General features: G+C 70.3%; 14 protein-coding genes. 13 read left to right on the top strand and 1 reads right to left on the bottom strand.

Going from position 1 to position 14,656, the window contains the following annotated elements; translation table 11 throughout:
- Nucleotides 1-88: 88 nt before the first annotated feature.
- The 7 genes from dop to EXU32_RS07215 all read left to right on the top strand — a co-directional run bounded on the left by dop (nucleotide 89) and on the right by EXU32_RS07215 (nucleotide 6,296).
- Nucleotides 89-1,585, top strand: coding sequence for a depupylase/deamidase Dop (gene dop, locus EXU32_RS07245; protein WP_130629295.1), 1,497 nt, complete (start codon nucleotides 89-91; stop codon nucleotides 1,583-1,585).
- 35 nt (nucleotides 1,586-1,620) lie between these two features.
- Nucleotides 1,621-1,818, top strand: a complete 198-nt coding sequence (locus tag EXU32_RS07240; protein ID WP_130629294.1) for a ubiquitin-like protein Pup — start codon at nucleotides 1,621-1,623, stop codon at nucleotides 1,816-1,818.
- Nucleotides 1,815-2,639 carry a proteasome subunit beta gene (prcB, locus tag EXU32_RS07235; protein WP_130629293.1) on the top strand — a complete coding sequence of 275 codons (825 nt, stop codon included), beginning with the start codon at nucleotides 1,815-1,817 and terminating at the stop codon, nucleotides 2,637-2,639. Before EXU32_RS07240 ends, prcB begins: the two co-directional genes overlap by 4 nt.
- A 35-nt stretch (nucleotides 2,640-2,674) precedes the next feature.
- Nucleotides 2,675-3,331 carry a proteasome subunit alpha gene (gene prcA, locus EXU32_RS07230; RefSeq protein WP_431603064.1) on the top strand — a complete coding sequence of 219 codons (657 nt, stop codon included), beginning with the start codon at nucleotides 2,675-2,677 and terminating at the stop codon, nucleotides 3,329-3,331.
- Between the two features lie 9 nt (nucleotides 3,332-3,340).
- Nucleotides 3,341-4,729, top strand: a complete 1,389-nt coding sequence (gene pafA / locus EXU32_RS07225) for a Pup--protein ligase (RefSeq protein WP_130629291.1) — start codon at nucleotides 3,341-3,343, stop codon at nucleotides 4,727-4,729.
- Nucleotides 4,730-4,799: 70 nt separating this feature from the next.
- Complete coding sequence (locus tag EXU32_RS07220; protein ID WP_130629290.1) at nucleotides 4,800-5,837, top strand: FKBP-type peptidyl-prolyl cis-trans isomerase; 1,038 nt, start codon at nucleotides 4,800-4,802, stop codon at nucleotides 5,835-5,837.
- Nucleotides 5,838-5,909: 72 nt separating this feature from the next.
- Nucleotides 5,910-6,296: an FKBP-type peptidyl-prolyl cis-trans isomerase gene (locus EXU32_RS07215; protein ID WP_055995141.1), complete on the top strand. Its 387-nt coding sequence runs from the start codon at nucleotides 5,910-5,912 to the stop codon at nucleotides 6,294-6,296.
- Between the two features lie 154 nt (nucleotides 6,297-6,450).
- Here the strand turns inward: EXU32_RS07215 and EXU32_RS07210 are convergent, their stop codons facing one another.
- A complete protein-coding gene (locus EXU32_RS07210; protein WP_130629289.1) occupies nucleotides 6,451-7,548 on the bottom strand; it encodes a DUF3866 family protein in 1,098 nt (365 codons plus the stop codon).
- Between the two features lie 38 nt (nucleotides 7,549-7,586).
- On the opposite strand from EXU32_RS07210, the gene EXU32_RS07205 reads away from it, so the two are divergent.
- The 6 genes from EXU32_RS07205 (at nucleotide 7,587) to EXU32_RS07180 (ending at nucleotide 14,554) form a co-directional block, all read left to right on the top strand.
- On the top strand, nucleotides 7,587-8,576 hold the full coding sequence (locus EXU32_RS07205; protein ID WP_130629288.1) for a helix-turn-helix transcriptional regulator: 990 nt from the start codon (nucleotides 7,587-7,589) through the stop codon (nucleotides 8,574-8,576).
- Nucleotides 8,573-9,535 (top strand): helix-turn-helix transcriptional regulator, encoded by a 963-nt coding sequence (locus tag EXU32_RS07200; protein WP_130629287.1) that lies wholly within the window; start codon nucleotides 8,573-8,575, stop codon nucleotides 9,533-9,535. The genes EXU32_RS07205 and EXU32_RS07200 overlap by 4 nt, the downstream gene beginning before the upstream one ends.
- A 69-nt stretch (nucleotides 9,536-9,604) precedes the next feature.
- Nucleotides 9,605-9,886: a Sec-independent protein translocase subunit TatA gene (tatA, locus tag EXU32_RS07195; protein ID WP_130629286.1), complete on the top strand. Its 282-nt coding sequence runs from the start codon at nucleotides 9,605-9,607 to the stop codon at nucleotides 9,884-9,886.
- A gap of 25 nt (nucleotides 9,887-9,911) precedes the next feature.
- Nucleotides 9,912-10,769: a twin-arginine translocase subunit TatC gene (tatC, locus tag EXU32_RS07190; protein ID WP_242612918.1), complete on the top strand. Its 858-nt coding sequence runs from the start codon at nucleotides 9,912-9,914 to the stop codon at nucleotides 10,767-10,769.
- Between the two features lie 10 nt (nucleotides 10,770-10,779).
- Nucleotides 10,780-11,685 carry a YegS/Rv2252/BmrU family lipid kinase gene (locus EXU32_RS07185; RefSeq protein ID WP_130629285.1) on the top strand — a complete coding sequence of 302 codons (906 nt, stop codon included), beginning with the start codon at nucleotides 10,780-10,782 and terminating at the stop codon, nucleotides 11,683-11,685.
- A 22-nt stretch (nucleotides 11,686-11,707) separates the two neighbouring features.
- The gene (locus tag EXU32_RS07180) at nucleotides 11,708-14,554 is read left to right on the top strand and encodes a DEAD/DEAH box helicase (RefSeq protein WP_130629284.1); all 2,847 of its coding nucleotides are present in this window, start codon (nucleotides 11,708-11,710) and stop codon (nucleotides 14,552-14,554) included.
- Nucleotides 14,555-14,656: the final 102 nt, after the last annotated feature.

The following is a 14,656-nucleotide window of genomic DNA, read 5'->3' as shown; positions in this document are numbered from 1 at the left end:
AGCATGTCGCACCCACCTCCGGGTGGAGGTGTACGCGCCGATGAATGGCCCGCGCGTCCACCTCCACCGCGCGTCCTAGGGTGAGGGCATGAGCGTTCGGCGGGTCATGGGCATCGAGACGGAGTACGGGATCGCGGTGCCGGGGCAACCCTGGGCCAACCCGATGGCGGCGTCGGGGGAGGTCGTGACGACCTACGCCCGCGCCCACGGGCTGCGGGCCGGCCACGGCGCCTGGGACTACAGCGACGAGCACCCCCTGGTGGACGCGCGCGGGTTCGAGATGCCCCGGGCCCGTGCCGACATCTCCCAGCTGACCGATGCCGAGGACCCGTCCTTGGCCAATGTCGTCCTGGCCAACGGCGCCCGCCTCTACGTCGACCACGCGCACCCGGAGTACTCGTCGCCGGAGGTGACCTCTCCGCGCGACGCGGTCGTGTGGGACCGCGCCGGCGAGCTCGTCATGCGCGAGATCGTCGAGCGACTCGCCCGGCGCGAGCCGGGGATCAACCTCTACAAGAACAACACCGACGGCAAGGGCGCGTCCTACGGCACCCACGAGAACTACCTCGTGACCCGGGCGACCCCCTTCGACCGGATCGTCTCGGGGCTCACCCCCTTCTTCGTCGCGCGCCAGGTGATGTGCGGCGCCGGTCGTGTCGGGATCGGTCAGGAGAGCGAGCGGGCGGGATACCAGATCGCTTCCCGCAGCGACTTCTTCGAGGCGAGTGTGGGCCTGGAGACGACCTTCAAGAGACCGATCATCAACACCCGCGACGAGCCGCACGCCGACCCCGACCAGTGGCGACGGCTGCACGTGATCATCGGTGACGCCAACCAGGCCGACGTCGCCAACCTCGTCAAGCTCGGCTCGACCTCGCTCGTGCTGCGCCTCGTCGAGGCGGGAGCGATCGACCGCGACCTCGAGGTCCTCCACCCCGTCGAGTCGCTCAAGGTGGTCTCGCACGACCCCACCTGCCGGGCCACGGTGCGGCTGCGTGACGGCCGCGACCTCACCGCCGTGCAGATCCTCACCGAGTACCTCGAGATGGCGACCACCTTCGTCCAGCGCGAAGGGAGCGACCCCGCCACCGACGAGGTCCTCTACCACTGGGAGCGGCTCGTCGGACTCCTCGCCGGCGACCCGATGGACGCGGCGGCGGACATCGACTGGGTCGCCAAGCTCGCACTGCTGCAGCGCTACCGGGACCGCGACGGCCTGGCGTGGGACGACCACCGGCTCCGCGCCATCGACATCCAGTGGTCCGACGTCCGCCCGGACAAGGGCATCTTCCACAAGCTCGAGGCCGGTGGGCGGATCACCCGCCTCACCTCCGACGAGGACGTGTCGGCGGCCGTGGCCTCACCGCCGGCCGACACCCGGGCCTGGTTGCGCGGCCGGATCGTCGAGGCCTTCGGGCCCCAGGTCATCTCCGCCTCGTGGGACTCCGTCGTGCTGCGTCTGCCTCGAGCCGGTCGCGTCGCCCGGCTGTCCATGCTCGACCCGCTGGCCTTCGGCCGCGAGGCGACCGAGGCGCTGGTGTCGGCAGGCGACATCGACGACCTCGTGGCGACCCTCGGGGCATAGGCTCGGGCGCAGACACCCAACGGATAGGAGCAGCGATGGCGCAGGAGCAGATCCGACCCCAGTCCAGCGGTGGCGGTGACGACGCCCAGCCCGACGACGGCTTCGGGCAGGTGGGCGCGAGCAATGCCGCCCGTGACGAGGACCTCGACTCGGTGCTCGACGAGATCGACGGGGTCCTGGAGTCCAATGCCGAGGAGTTCGTCAAGGGCTTCGTGCAAAAGGGCGGTCAGTGAGCCGTGACCCCGAGCGAGGACGACTGCCGGCGGCCTTCCTCGCCACCGGCGGCTCGTCCTTCACGGAGTTCGTGAGCCAGCACGACCCGCACCTGCTGCCCGGAGGCCGGACGGTCCCGCTCACGCCGATGGTCGACGCGCCGCACGGCACGACGATCGTCACGCTGACCTGCTCCGGTGGGCTGGTCATGGCGGGGGACCGACGGGCGACGATGGGCAGCCTCATCGCCAACCGCGACATGCGCAAGGTCTTCGCGGCCGACGACCACAGTCTGGTCGGCATCGCCGGCGCCGCCGGCCCGGCCATCGAGATGGTCCGCCTCTTCCAGGTCGAGCTCGAGCACTACGACAAGGTCGAGGGCACCGTGATGTCCCTCGAGGGCAAGTCCAACCGGCTGGCCGCCATGCTCCGCGGCAACCTGGGCCTGGCCCTGCAGGGACTCTCGGTCCTGCCCGTCCTCGGCGGCTACGACGCCGGGCGGGCGCAGGGGCGGATCTTCTCCTACGACGTGACCGGTGGCTGCTACGAGGAGCAGGAGCACCACAGCATCGGGTCGGGCTCGCTCTTCGCCCGCGGTGCGCTCAAGAAGCTCTGGCAGCCCGACCTCGACCGGGCCAGCGCGATCCGGGTGGCTCTCGAGGCCCTCTACGACGCCGCCGACGACGACTCGGCCACCGGTGGCCCAGACGTGCACCGCCGCATCTGGCCGATGGTGGGCGTCGTCGACGCGTCCGGCGTGACCTTCGTCGACGAGGCCGAGTGCGAGAGCATCGTCGCCACGATCCTCGCCGACCGGCGCGACGGCAGGAGCCCGCGGTGACCCAACCTCCCTTCTACGTCTCGCCCGAGCAGGTCATGGCCGACCGGGCCGACTTCGCGCGGGCCGGCATCGCCCGTGGTCGCTCCGTCGTCGTCCTCGGCTACGACGAGGGCATCCTGCTCGTCGCCGACAACCCGAGCAGCCGCTCGCTGAACAAGATCGGTGAGATCTACGACCGGATCGCCTTCGCCGGGGTCGGCAAGTACAACGAGTTCGAGAACCTGCGGGTCGCGGGGATCCGCTACGCCGACCTGCGCGGCTACTCCTACGACCGCTCCGACGTGACCGCCCGCGGGTTGGCCAATGCCTATGCGCAGACCCTCGGCACGGTCTTCACCGAGGACCAGAAGCCCTACGAGGTCGAGATCGTCGTCGCCGAGGTGGGCCAGGTCATCGCGGACGACCGCATCTACCGGCTGACCTACGACGGGTCGGTCGCCGACGAGCACGGCTGGGTGGCCGTCGGCGGCGACAGCGCGCGGCTCAACGAGGCACTCGGTGAGCGATGGCGCCCCGGCATGAACCTGCAGGACGCCTTCGCCCTCGCGGTGGACGTGCTCTCCCTCCCCGCCGAAGGGAGCGACCCGGCCGAGCGCATCGCCGACGAGTCCCTCGAGATGGCCGTGCTGGAGCGCCGCAGGTCACGACGCTGCTTCCGACGGATCAGCGCCCCCCTTCGCGACGCCGGATAGCCTGCTGACGTGGAACGACGCATCTTCGGGATCGAGACCGAGTTCGGCATCACCGCCGTCACCGACGGGCAGCGACGGCTGACGCCGGACGAGGTGGCGCGCTACCTCTTCCGCAAGGTCGTGACGTGGGGCCGCTCGAGCAATGTCTTCCTGCCGAACGGATCCCGTCTCTACCTCGACGTCGGCAGCCACCCCGAGTACGCCACCGCAGAGTGCGACGACCTCCTGACCCTCATCGCGCACGACCGGGCGGGCGAGCTGATCGTCCAGGACCTCGTCGACGACGCTCAGGCACGCCTCACGGAGGACGGGGTCGCCGGCGAGATCTACGTCTTCAAGAACAACGTCGACTCCGCGGGCAACTCCTACGGCTGCCACGAGAACTTCCTCGTGGCACGCACCTCCAACTTCGGTGAGGTGACCGAGCGCCTCCTGCCCTTCCTCATCACCCGACAGCTGATTGCGGGCACCGGCAAGCTCATGGCGAGCGGTCGCGGAGCGCAGTTCTCCGTCAGCCAACGAGCCGACCACATCTGGGAGGGCGTCTCGTCGGCGACGACCCGCTCGCGCCCGATCATCAACACCCGCGACGAGCCGCACGCCGACGCCGAGCACTACCGCCGCATGCACGTCATCGTCGGCGACTCGACGATGACCGAGACCACCACGCTGCTCAAGGTGGGCTCGGCCCACCTCGTGCTGCGCATGCTCGAGGACGGCGTGGCCCTGCCCGACATGGCCCTGGACAACCCGATCCGAGCGATCCGTGACATCAGCCTCGACCGGACCGGACGCACCCAGGTCAAGCTCGCCGACGGGCGGCGGATGAGCGGCCTCGAGATCCAGGGCGAGTACCTGTCCCGGGCCAAGGACTACGCGGCCCGCGAGGGCATCGACGACCCCGTCAGCGTCCGGGTCCTCGACCTGTGGGAGCGCACCCTCGACGCGATCGCCACCGACGACCTGGCGGCGGTGGGCACCGAGATCGACTGGATCATCAAGTACCGCCTCCTCGACGCCTACGCCGCCAAGCACGGCCTCGACATCGCCGACCCGCGCCTGGCGCAGCTCGATCTGGCATACCACGACATCGACCGCCGTCGCGGTGTCCACCACCTGCTGCAGCGAGCCGGCAAGGTCGCTCGCGTGGTGACCGACGAGGACATCGCCGCAGGCGTCGACACCCCGCCTCAGACGACCCGGGCGCGCCTGCGCGGCGAGTTCGTCCGCACCGCCCGCGAGCACGGGCGTGATGTCACGGTCGACTGGGTCCACCTGAAGATCAACGACGAGGCGCAGCGCACCGTCCTGTGCAAGGACCCCTTCGCTGCCGTGGACGAGCGGGTCGACCGGCTGCTGGAGGTCCTGTCCTCCCGTCGGGCGCCCACGGGACCCTGAGTCAGCCGACGCCCAGACTCCGTGGTTAGGCTGATGCGGCAACCGTGTCCCCGAACCATCGAGGTTGATCGTGCCCCAGAAGGCAACCCGTCTGACCGCTGCCGCCGCGGCGTCCGTCGCCGCGCTGCTCGCGCTGAGTGCGTGTGGCGGCGACTCCGGCTCCGACGCCACCAGTGACGCCAAGAGCAAGGCGTCGGCGTCACCGTCCGAGCCGTCGCCGATGACCCTCGCCGACCCCAAGCCGGCGGACGCCAAGAAGGTCGACAGCATCAAGATCACGGAGGGCAAGGGCAAGAAGGCCCCCTCGATCACGCTCAAGGACAAGCCGCTGTCGGTGTCGCAGACGACCCGCACGGTCCTGGACAAGGGCACGGGCAAGACGCTGCCGGACGACGCCTATGTCGAGGTCGACCTGGCGATGTTCTCCGGCAAGGACGGCAAGCTGATCCAGGGCTCGGAGACCTACTCGACCGCACCGATCGTCCTCACCCTGGGCAACGAGGGCTCGCTGCCCGGCCTGGTGAAGTCGCTCAAGGGCCAGAAGATCGGCGCACACGGTGTCGCCGTCATGCCTCCGGAGGACCTCTTCGGCGAGCAGGGCGCCCCCCAGTTCGGCGTCGACGGCAAGGACAACCTCGTGCTCGTCTACGACGTGCGCGGGGTCCTGCCCGACAAGGCCGAGGGGACCGCGGTGCCGCCCAAGAAGGGCATGCCGAAGGTGAAGTTCCGCGCCGACGCCCCGGCGGAGATCAGCACCGAGGGCGTCACGAAGCCCAAGAAGCTCGTGACCGAGAAGCTCATCGAGGGCAAGGGCGAGGAGATCAAGAAGGGCGATCAGGTCTACGCCAGCTACACGGGCGTGCGCCTGAAGGACGGCACGATGTTCGACTCGTCCTTCAAGAAGGGCGGCCAGCCCTACCCCTTCGTCGTGGGCCAGCCGGGCACCATCGAGGCCTGGCAGAAGGCCGTCAAGGGCGCCCACGTCGGTGACCGCCTGGTCTTCGTCGCTCCCTCCAAGGACGGCTACGGCAAGCAGGGTTCGCCCGACGGGAGCATCAAGCCCAACACGGACCTGGTCTTCGTCATGGACATCCTCGCCGCCAACTGACAATCTCGACGGTCCCTGAGGAGCTTGCTCTGCAAGCGTCACGAAGGACCATCCCAACCACAGGAGAGACGCATGCCTTTTGACCCCAGCACCACCAAGCCCGAGATCGACTTCCCGGAGGGTGACGCTCCGACCGAGCTCGTCGTCGAGGACATCACCGTCGGTGACGGCGCCGAGGTGACCCCCGGGTCGCCCATCCAGGCCCACTACGTCGGTGTCGCGCACTCGACCGGCGAGGAGTTCGACGCCTCGTGGAACCGCGGCGCCCCGCTCGGCTTCACCGCCGGCATCGGCCAGGTCATCAAGGGCTGGGACGACGGCCTGCTCGGCATGAAGGAGGGTGGTCGTCGCAAGATCACCATCCCGCCGCACCTGGGCTACGGCGACGCCGGTGCGGGCGCAGCCATCAAGGGCGGCGAGACGCTGATCTTCGTCGTCGACCTCGTGCAGGTCGGCTGAGACCTCGCATCTCCTTGAGGTCGTGCGCCCTGGGTGCGCATCTCCTTAAGGTCGTGCACCCGGGGTGCGCATCTCCTTGAGGTCGTGCGCCCGGGGTGCGCATCTCCTTGAGGTCGTGCGCGTTGAGTGCGCATCTCCTTGAGGTCGTGCGCAATCAGGTCAGCAGGGAGGCCGCGTGGCGGCCGGCCAGGGCCGCGGTGAGGAAGGGCGTCATGTCCTCCGCCGCGGCCCTGCCCATGCTCACGAGCGGGACCGGGCTGCTCGACAGCGCCTCGGTCAGCCCGACAGCGGGCAGGGTCACCAGCCGGGGGAACCCGGCAGCCGATGCCACCGCGGCCGCGACCTCGTCACGCACCCGGGGCCACGGCTCGACGTCACCGTCGGGAACGACGACGTCCGCGGCTCCGAGCAGCGTGCGCGAGAGCACCGTGGCGGTGTGGTGCGACAGGCCGTGGTGGCGGGGGCGGGGGTCGCTGCCCGACACACGCGGGACCGCCACGCCGTGGCCCCGCAGCACGTGGACGGCGTTGAGCGCGTCGCCGGTCGACAGTCCCGACCAGCCCCACGTCGTCGACGAGCCCGCGTTGCCCGGTCCCTGGGCCACGACCGCGAGGTCGCACCCCAGGACGTGCCGGGCGGCGAGCAGCGCCGAGTGGACGGTGATCGCCTCGTGCTCCCCGCCGAAGGCCTGCCCGGCCGTGATCGTCGTGGCCAGCCACCCTGCGGCGACGAGCTGGGCGGCGCTGTCCGACAGGGCGAAGGGGAGGGCGGCCGAGTCCGTCATCACGTAGGCCACGCGGGCCCCTGGTGCGATCGAGCGGATCCCGGCAAGCACAGCGGGAAGGGATGAGTGCAGCTCCGCGACGACGACCGGCATCCCGTGGAGGTCACCTGCGGCGATGTCGGGGTGGTCACGCATCGCCTCGTGGTGCGGCGACTCCTGCTCCTCGAGGGCCAGGACCATCTCCTGCAGCGGCGTGTAGCGCGCCTTGACGATGTGGCCGGGGGAGTCGGGCGGGTCGGCCGGCAGCTGCGAGGGGTTGCCCACGACGAGCGCGTGGCCACCGGTGCCGAGTCGCCGGCGCAGGGCCGAGATGTTGAGCAGGACGGTGTCGCCGACCTGCGGTGAGCCCACCAGACCGGTGAGCGCGAGAGCGGGCGTGTCGCTCCCTTCGACCTCGACGCGCAGGCGCAGGGCCCCCGGGCGGGAGCCGGTGATCTCGCGGACCGTGCCGCTGCGCCAGTGGATCATGTCCGGCAGGTTAGCCTCAGCGTGACGAAGGGAGCGATGTGGCTGCACCCAACACGCCCGCCGCGAAGACAGAGCGACTGCTCAACCTGACGATGAGCCTGCTCTCGTCGCGGATCCCGGTACCCAAGCAGCGGATCCGACGCATGGTCGAGGCCTACCAGCTCGTCGAGTCGGACGAGGCCTTCGACCGGATGTTCGAGCGCGACAAGGAGGACCTGCGCGCGATGGGCATCCCGCTGGTCACCGAGGACATCGGGGTCTTCGAGGACGAGCAGGGCTATCGCATCGACCAGCGCGAGTACGCTCTGCCGCCCGTCGAGCTCGCCGCCGACGAGCGAGCCGTCGTCGGGCTCGCCAGCCGTGCGTGGGCGCACGCGACGATGGCCGGCACGGCAGCGACTGCGTGGCGCAAGGTGGCTGCGAGCGACGAGGTGGGGGAGGACCCCTTCGCCGGTCTCGAGCCGCAGCTCGGTGGCGCGGAGCCGGCCTTCGAGCCGCTCAAGGACGCCGTCCTCACCGCGACCTCGGTCCGCTTCGACTACGCGCGCCCCGGCACCGACGGCGCCGCGCCGCGCCGGGTCGAGCCCTGGTACCTCACGGCCTGGCACGGTCGCTGGTACCTCGTCGGCCACGACCTCGACCGCGAGGCCACCCGCGTCTTCCGGCTCTCGCGCATCACCTCGGCCGTGACGCTGACCCGCGACCCGACCACGGTCCCGATCCCGGACGACATCGACCCCGTGCGGATGATCGCCGCGGTCGACGGCCGCGAGCCCACACAGACACCGGCCGTGCTGCGTGTGCGCACCGACGCGGGCCACTGGTTGCGTCGGCGCGCCGACCGGGTCGAGCCGGTCGACGAGCAGTGGGACCGGGTGCACCTCCACCACCCCGGCCTGCGCGGCTTCGCCAGCGAGATCGCCAGCCACGGGCCCGACGTGGTCGTCGAGGAGCCCACCGAGCTGCGGGACGCGGTCATCGACCACCTGCGGGCCGTCGTCGACGTGCACGAAGGGAGCATCCGATGAGTCGTCCGAGCGTGGAGTCCGCGACGAGCCGCGTCCAGCGCCTGCTGACGATGGTCCCGTGGCTCGTCAGCCGCCAGGGGATCGAGATCGAGGAGGCCGCGGCCGGCCTGGGGATCAGCGAGCAGCAGCTCGTCGCCGACCTCGACCTGCTCTTCATGTGCGGCTACGGGCAGCTGCCCGACGAGATGATCGAGGCCAGCTACGAGGGCGGACGCATCTTCGTCACCAACGCCGACGCGATCGCCCGCCCGCTGCGCCTGAGCGTCGACGAGGCGATCTCGCTCATCGTCGGCCTGCGCTCGCTCGCCGCGAGCGGGGCAGGGGAGAGCAGCGCCGTCGAGCGGGCCCTGACCAAGCTCGAGGAGGCCACCGGGGCCATCCCGGGGGTCGACCGCGTGGTCGTCGTCGAGGACGACACGCAGGTGGGGCAGACCACGGCGGTGCTGCGTGACGCACTGGCGGCCGCCCGCCGCGTGCACCTGACCTATGTCGTCCCGAGCCGTGACGAGCGCACCGAGCGCGACGTCGACCCGATGCGGCTGGCCCACGTCGAGGGCCACTGGTACCTCGAGGGCTGGTGCCACCGGGCGCAGGACGTGCGGCTCTTCCGCGTGGACCGGATCGAGCAGGTCGAGGTCCTCGACGAGGCGTCGACGCCTCCGCAGGGCGTGGCCCGCCGTGACCTCAGCGCCGGGGCCTACCAGCAGGGCGCGGCCGACGTGCCTGTCACGCTGCGGCTGAGCCCGGCTGCCCACTGGGTCGCCGAGTACTACCCGGTGACATCTCGGGAAACATCCGGCGAAGACCTCGTCGTCACCCTGCCCACGAGCAACGAGGGCTTCCTACGCCGCCTGGTGCTGCGTCTTGGTGGTTCCGTCGAGGTCTCGGGCCCCCCGTCCCTGCGTGAGGCCATGGCTGTCCACGCGAGCGAGGCACTGTCGATGTACGGCAGGCCCTGAGCGCTGTCCCTGCCGCTCAGGGACGAGGCATAGACTGAGTTCGTTCTTCATCCTACGAAAGGCTTTGCCGTGCTTTCTGGAATTGGCGCACCCGAGATCATCATCGTCGCGCTCATCATCCTGCTGCTCTTCGGCTTCAAGAAGCTCCCGGACGCGGCGCGCAGCATCGGCAAGTCCGCTCGCGTCTTCAAGTCCGAGGTCAACGAGATGAAGGAAGAGGACCGGCAGCGCGAGGAGGCCAAGAAGTCTCGCGAGACGAGCACCAACCCGACGAGCACCACGACCACCGACGGCAACGCCATCGACGAGGCCAAGCCCCGCACGGACGACCAGTCCGGCCCGGTTGCCTGAGTCACCTCCCTTCGCCTCCACACGCATGACCAGACGCGAGCGCACGCCCCGGGACCCCGAAGGGCGGATGCCGCTCAAGGCCCACCTGCTCGAGTTCCGCAACCGGCTGATCAAGGCCGCCCTCGCGATCGTCATCGGCGCGATCGTCGGCTGGATCATCTACAACCCCGTGCACATCGGGTCGTGGACCTACGCCGGGGTGTACGACCAGCTGACGTACCCCTTCGACGAGTACAAGGCCACCAACCCGAACAGCGTCGTCACGCTGAACTTCGGCAATGCGACGTCGGCCTTCACCACCCAGCTCGGTCTGTCCATCTTCACCGGCGTGATCATCTCCAGCCCGATCTGGGTCTGGCAGATCTGGGCCTTCATCCTGCCGGGCCTGACCAGACGTGAGAAGCGCATGTCCCTGGGCGTCTTCGGCACGGCACTGCCGCTCTTCCTCGCCGGGTGCTTCTTCGCCTACCAGACCCTGCCCAAGGCCCTGCTCATCCTCTTCGGGTTCACCCCTGACGACGACAAGTCGAGCAACATCCAGCAGGCGAGTGACTACTTCACCTTCATCACCCGCTTCATCCTCGCCTTCGGCCTGGCCTGGCTCCTGCCCGTCTTCCTCGTCGGGTTGTGCGCCATCGGTGTGCTCTCGGGCAAGACGCTCAAGAAGTCCTGGCGGATGGCGATCCTGCTGATCTTCATCGCCTCCGCCGTCATCACGCCGACTCCGGACCCCTTCACGATGTTCCTGCTGGCCGGTCCGCTGTGCGCGCTGTACTTCATCGCGCTGGCGATCTGCCTGGTCATCGACAGGCGACGCGTCGAGTCGGGCGCCGAGCCCGACTGGTCGGACCTGTCCGACGACGAGGCCTCACCTCTCAACTAGTGTCGGGCCCATGACCCGTGTGACGGCCGAGCGCATCGGCCTGCTCATCAACCCCACCGCGGGCAAGCACCGTGGCGAGCAGGTCGGGACCCGGGTGGCCGATCTCCTCGAGGCCGCCGGACGCCAGGTCGTCGACCTCACCGGCCTGGACGCGTCGCGAGCGGAGGGCAAGGCACGTGCCGCCGTCGCGAGCGGCGACATCGACCTGCTCGTCGTCGCCGGAGGTGATGGTGTGGCCGGTCTGGGCGCCAACATCTGCGCCGACACCGATGTGCCACTGGGCATCGTGGCCGTGGGCACCGGCAATGACAACGCCCGCGAGCTGGGCCTTCCCGTCCAGGACGTCGACGCCGCTGTGCGACGGATCCTCGCCGGCGGAGTCCGGCGCATGGACCTCGGACGAGTGCTCACCGACGACGGGGAGCGGGTGCGTGACTATCTCGGCGTCCTCTCCTGCGGATTCGACGCCGTGGTCAACGAACGCGCCAACACCATGCTCTGGCCGCGCGGTCCGCAGCGGTACAACCTCGCCATCCTGCGTGAGCTGCCGGTCTTCGGGCCGATCCACTACGAGCTGACCATCGACGGGGTCGAGCGCGAGATCGACGGCATGCTCGTGTGCGTCGCCAACGGTCGAGCCTTCGGCGGCGGGATGAAGGTCGCCCCCGCGGCCGATGTCGAGGACGGTCTGCTCGATGTCGTCATCGTGCACGACATCCCGATGGCCACCTTCCTCTCGGTCTTCCCCAAGGTCTTCAAGGGCACCCACACCTCGCACCCGGCCGTCGAGATCGTCCGAGGGGCGTCGATCCGGATCGCCACCGAGCGGATCGTCAGCTATGCCGACGGCGAGCGGGTCGCGCCCCTGCCGCTCACCGTCGAGGCCGCACCCGGCGCGCTGTCGATCGTGCGCTGACGCGCTGGCATAGCGTGGGGACATGTCCTCGCCCGCTGACCGATACGCCGCCTCCCGCCGACGCAGCGGCGCGGAGCTGACCGCCTTCGCCGCGTCCGTCGGCTTCGAGCTCGACCCCTTCCAGATCGAGGCCTGCGAGGCCGTCGAGGCCGGTCACGGGGTCCTCGTCGCGGCGCCCACCGGTGCCGGCAAGACGATCGTCGGTGAGTTCGCTGTGCACATGGCGCTGGCCCGCGGGCAGAAGGCCTTCTACACCACGCCGATCAAGGCCCTGAGCAACCAGAAGTACCACGAGCTCGCCGAGCGGCACGGCCATGACAACGTCGGCCTGCTGACCGGCGACACCTCCGTCAACGGCGAGGCGCCGATCGTCGTCATGACGACCGAGGTCCTGCGCAACATGATCTACGCCGGGTCCACGACGCTCGACACGCTCGCCTTCGTCGTCATGGACGAGGTGCACTACCTCGCCGACCGCTTCCGTGGGGCCGTCTGGGAGGAGGTGATCATCCACCTGCCCCGGTCGGTCCAGGTGATCTCGCTGTCGGCGACGGTGAGCAATGCCGAGGAGTTCGGCGACTGGCTCGCCGAGGTCCGTGGCGGCACCGAGGTGGTCGTCTCCGAGGTGCGTCCGGTCCCGCTGTGGCAGCACATGCAGGTCGGTCGCGACGTGCACGACCTCTTCGTCGACGAGGAGGGTGCGGCGCAGGGCTCACCGGCCAAGGTCAACCCGGAGCTGCTCGACGCGATCCGTGACCGGGTGCGCTCCGGTGGCGGTGACGGGCCACCGCACGGGGGTCGAGGTGGCCCCTCCGGCCGGGGCGGGCACGCAGGTCGCGGGGGACGTGACCGCCGCGGCGGGCGTGACGGCCGGGACTCACAGGGCCGTGGAGGACACGGTGCGCCTGGCCCGCGCGGGGGAGGCGGCCGCTTCGGTGGGGCCGCCTCGCGCACCGAGGTCATCCGCGAGCTGGACCGCGACGGGCTGCTGCCCGCCATCACCTTCATCTTCAGCCGAGCCGGCTGCGACGCAGCGGTCGGCCAGCTCCTCGGCAACGACGTCCGGCTGGTCTCCGAGCGCGAGGGGGAGCGCAACCGTCGCACGGTCGAGGAGCGCACCGCGGCGCTCGAGGGCGAGGACCTCGACGTCCTGGGCTACCACCAGTTCGTCGAGGGCATCTCGCGCGGCTTCGCCGCCCACCACGCCGGGATGCTCCCGCTCTTCCGCGAGGTCGTCGAGGAGCTCTTCACCGCCGGCCGCGTCCGAGCCGTCTTCGCGACCGAGACCCTCGCCCTGGGCATCAACATGCCCGCCCGCACCGTGGTGCTGGAGAAGCTGGTGAAGTTCAACGGCGAGTCGCACGTCGAGATCACCCCGGCGGAGTACACCCAGCTCACCGGCCGCGCCGGGCGCCGGGGGATCGACGTCGAGGGGCACGCCCTGGTCGTGTGGTCGCGGGGGATGGACCCCATGGCGGTGGCCGGTCTCGCGCAGACCCGGACCTACCCCCTTCGCTCCAGCTTCAAGCCGACGTACAACATGGCCGTCAACCTCGTCGCGCAGGTGGGCCGGCAGACGGCCAAGGAGGTGCTGGAGACCTCCTTCGCGCAGTTCCAGGCCGACCGGTCCGTCGTGGGCATCGCGACCCAGGTGCGTGACCAGCAGGAGTCCCTGCAGGCCTACGCCGACGCCATGCACTGCCATGTCGGCGACTTCCGCGAGTACGCGGCGCTGCGCCGCCGGATCACCGACCTGGAGAAGGAGGGCTCGCGCAAGCGCAATGCCAACCGCCGGGCCGAGATCGCCATCTCGCTCGAGGCGCTGCGCGTCGGTGACATCGTGCGCCTGGGTGGCCGGCGGGCCGGGGTGGCCCTCGTCATCGCGCCGCCCCGCTCCTACAAGGGGGAGTCGTCCGCTCCGACGGTCCTCACCGAGGACAAGCAGGTCCGCCGCCTGACGGCCACGGACCTCGATGGGCCACTCACTCCCTTCGGCCGGTTGGCGGTGCCCAAGGGGTTCAACCCCAAGTCGGTCAGGCAGCGCTCCGACCTCGCCGCGACGCTGCGGGTCAAGGCACCCCACGAGGACGCCCCGAGCGTGCGGCGGCACGCCAAGGAGAGCGCGAAGGGGGATGACGAGCGCCTCGAGCAGCTGCGGCGGGAGCTGAAGTCGCACCCCTGCCACCAGTGCCCGGAGCGGGAGGACCACGCCCGGTGGGCCGACCGCTGGTGGAAGCTCAAGCGTGACAACTCAGCCCTGCAGCGCAAGGTGGAGATGCGGACCAACTCGGTGGCGCAGACCTTCGACCGGATCTGCACCGTGCTCGTCCAGATGGGGTATCTCGGCGAGGACGGCGAGAGCGTGACCGAGCTCGGGGGACGGCTGCGCCGCCTCTACACGGAGAAGGACCTGCTCGCGGCCGAGTGCCTGCGCGGAGGAGCGTGGAAGCGGCTCGACCCGGCCGAGCTGGCGGCCGTCGTGTCGATGCTCGTCCACGAGCCGCGGCGTGACGAGCACGAGGCCTTCCCCCGGATGCCCACCGAGGGGGTCTCCGACGCCTGGCTGGACATGGTCCGGCGCTGGAGCGAGCTGGAGGACCTGGAGGGCGTGCACGCCCTGCAGCAGACGGGTGAGCCCGACGGGGGACTGGCCTGGGCGGTCCACCGGTGGGCCAGCGGACGGCGCCTGGACGAGGTGCTGTCCGGGTCGGACCTCACCGCCGGTGACTTCGTGCGCCGCTGCAAGCAGGTCGTCGACCTGCTCGACCAGGTCGGCGACGCGGCCCCCGAGCCGCACCTGCGCGGCGTGGCCCGTGCGGCCGTCGACAAGGTGAGGCGCGGGGTCGTCGCCGCCGACCGGCTGGACTGACCTCCCTTCGCACGACCTTGAGGAAATGCGCACCAGAGCGCACGACCTTAAGGAAATGCGCACCTGAGAGCGCACGACCTTAAGGAAATGCGCACCTGAGAG

The organism is Janibacter limosus, from assembly GCF_004295485.1.
In the GTDB taxonomy this organism is placed as follows: domain Bacteria; phylum Actinomycetota; class Actinomycetes; order Actinomycetales; family Dermatophilaceae; genus Janibacter; species Janibacter limosus_A.
This window is presented reverse-complemented; position numbering and strand designations above follow the sequence as displayed.

What these genes read in the sequence shown, in the direction of transcription:
- EXU32_RS07215 (WP_055995141.1), top strand. Translation starts at nt 5,910, where the DNA reads ATGCCTTTTGACCCCAGCACCACCAAGCCCGAGATCGACTTCCCGGAG.
- tatC (WP_242612918.1), top strand. Translation starts at nt 9,912, where the DNA reads ATGACCAGACGCGAGCGCACGCCCCGGGACCCCGAAGGGCGGATGCCG.
- EXU32_RS07180 (WP_130629284.1), top strand. Translation starts at nt 11,708, where the DNA reads ATGTCCTCGCCCGCTGACCGATACGCCGCCTCCCGCCGACGCAGCGGC.
- dop (WP_130629295.1), top strand. Translation starts at nt 89, where the DNA reads ATGAGCGTTCGGCGGGTCATGGGCATCGAGACGGAGTACGGGATCGCG.
- prcA (WP_431603064.1), top strand. Translation starts at nt 2,675, where the DNA reads ATGGCCGACCGGGCCGACTTCGCGCGGGCCGGCATCGCCCGTGGTCGC.
- EXU32_RS07200 (WP_130629287.1), top strand. Translation starts at nt 8,573, where the DNA reads ATGAGTCGTCCGAGCGTGGAGTCCGCGACGAGCCGCGTCCAGCGCCTG.
- EXU32_RS07185 (WP_130629285.1), top strand. Translation starts at nt 10,780, where the DNA reads ATGACCCGTGTGACGGCCGAGCGCATCGGCCTGCTCATCAACCCCACC.
- EXU32_RS07210 (WP_130629289.1), bottom strand. Translation starts at nt 7,548, where the DNA reads ATGATCCACTGGCGCAGCGGCACGGTCCGCGAGATCACCGGCTCCCGC.
- EXU32_RS07240 (WP_130629294.1), top strand. Translation starts at nt 1,621, where the DNA reads ATGGCGCAGGAGCAGATCCGACCCCAGTCCAGCGGTGGCGGTGACGAC.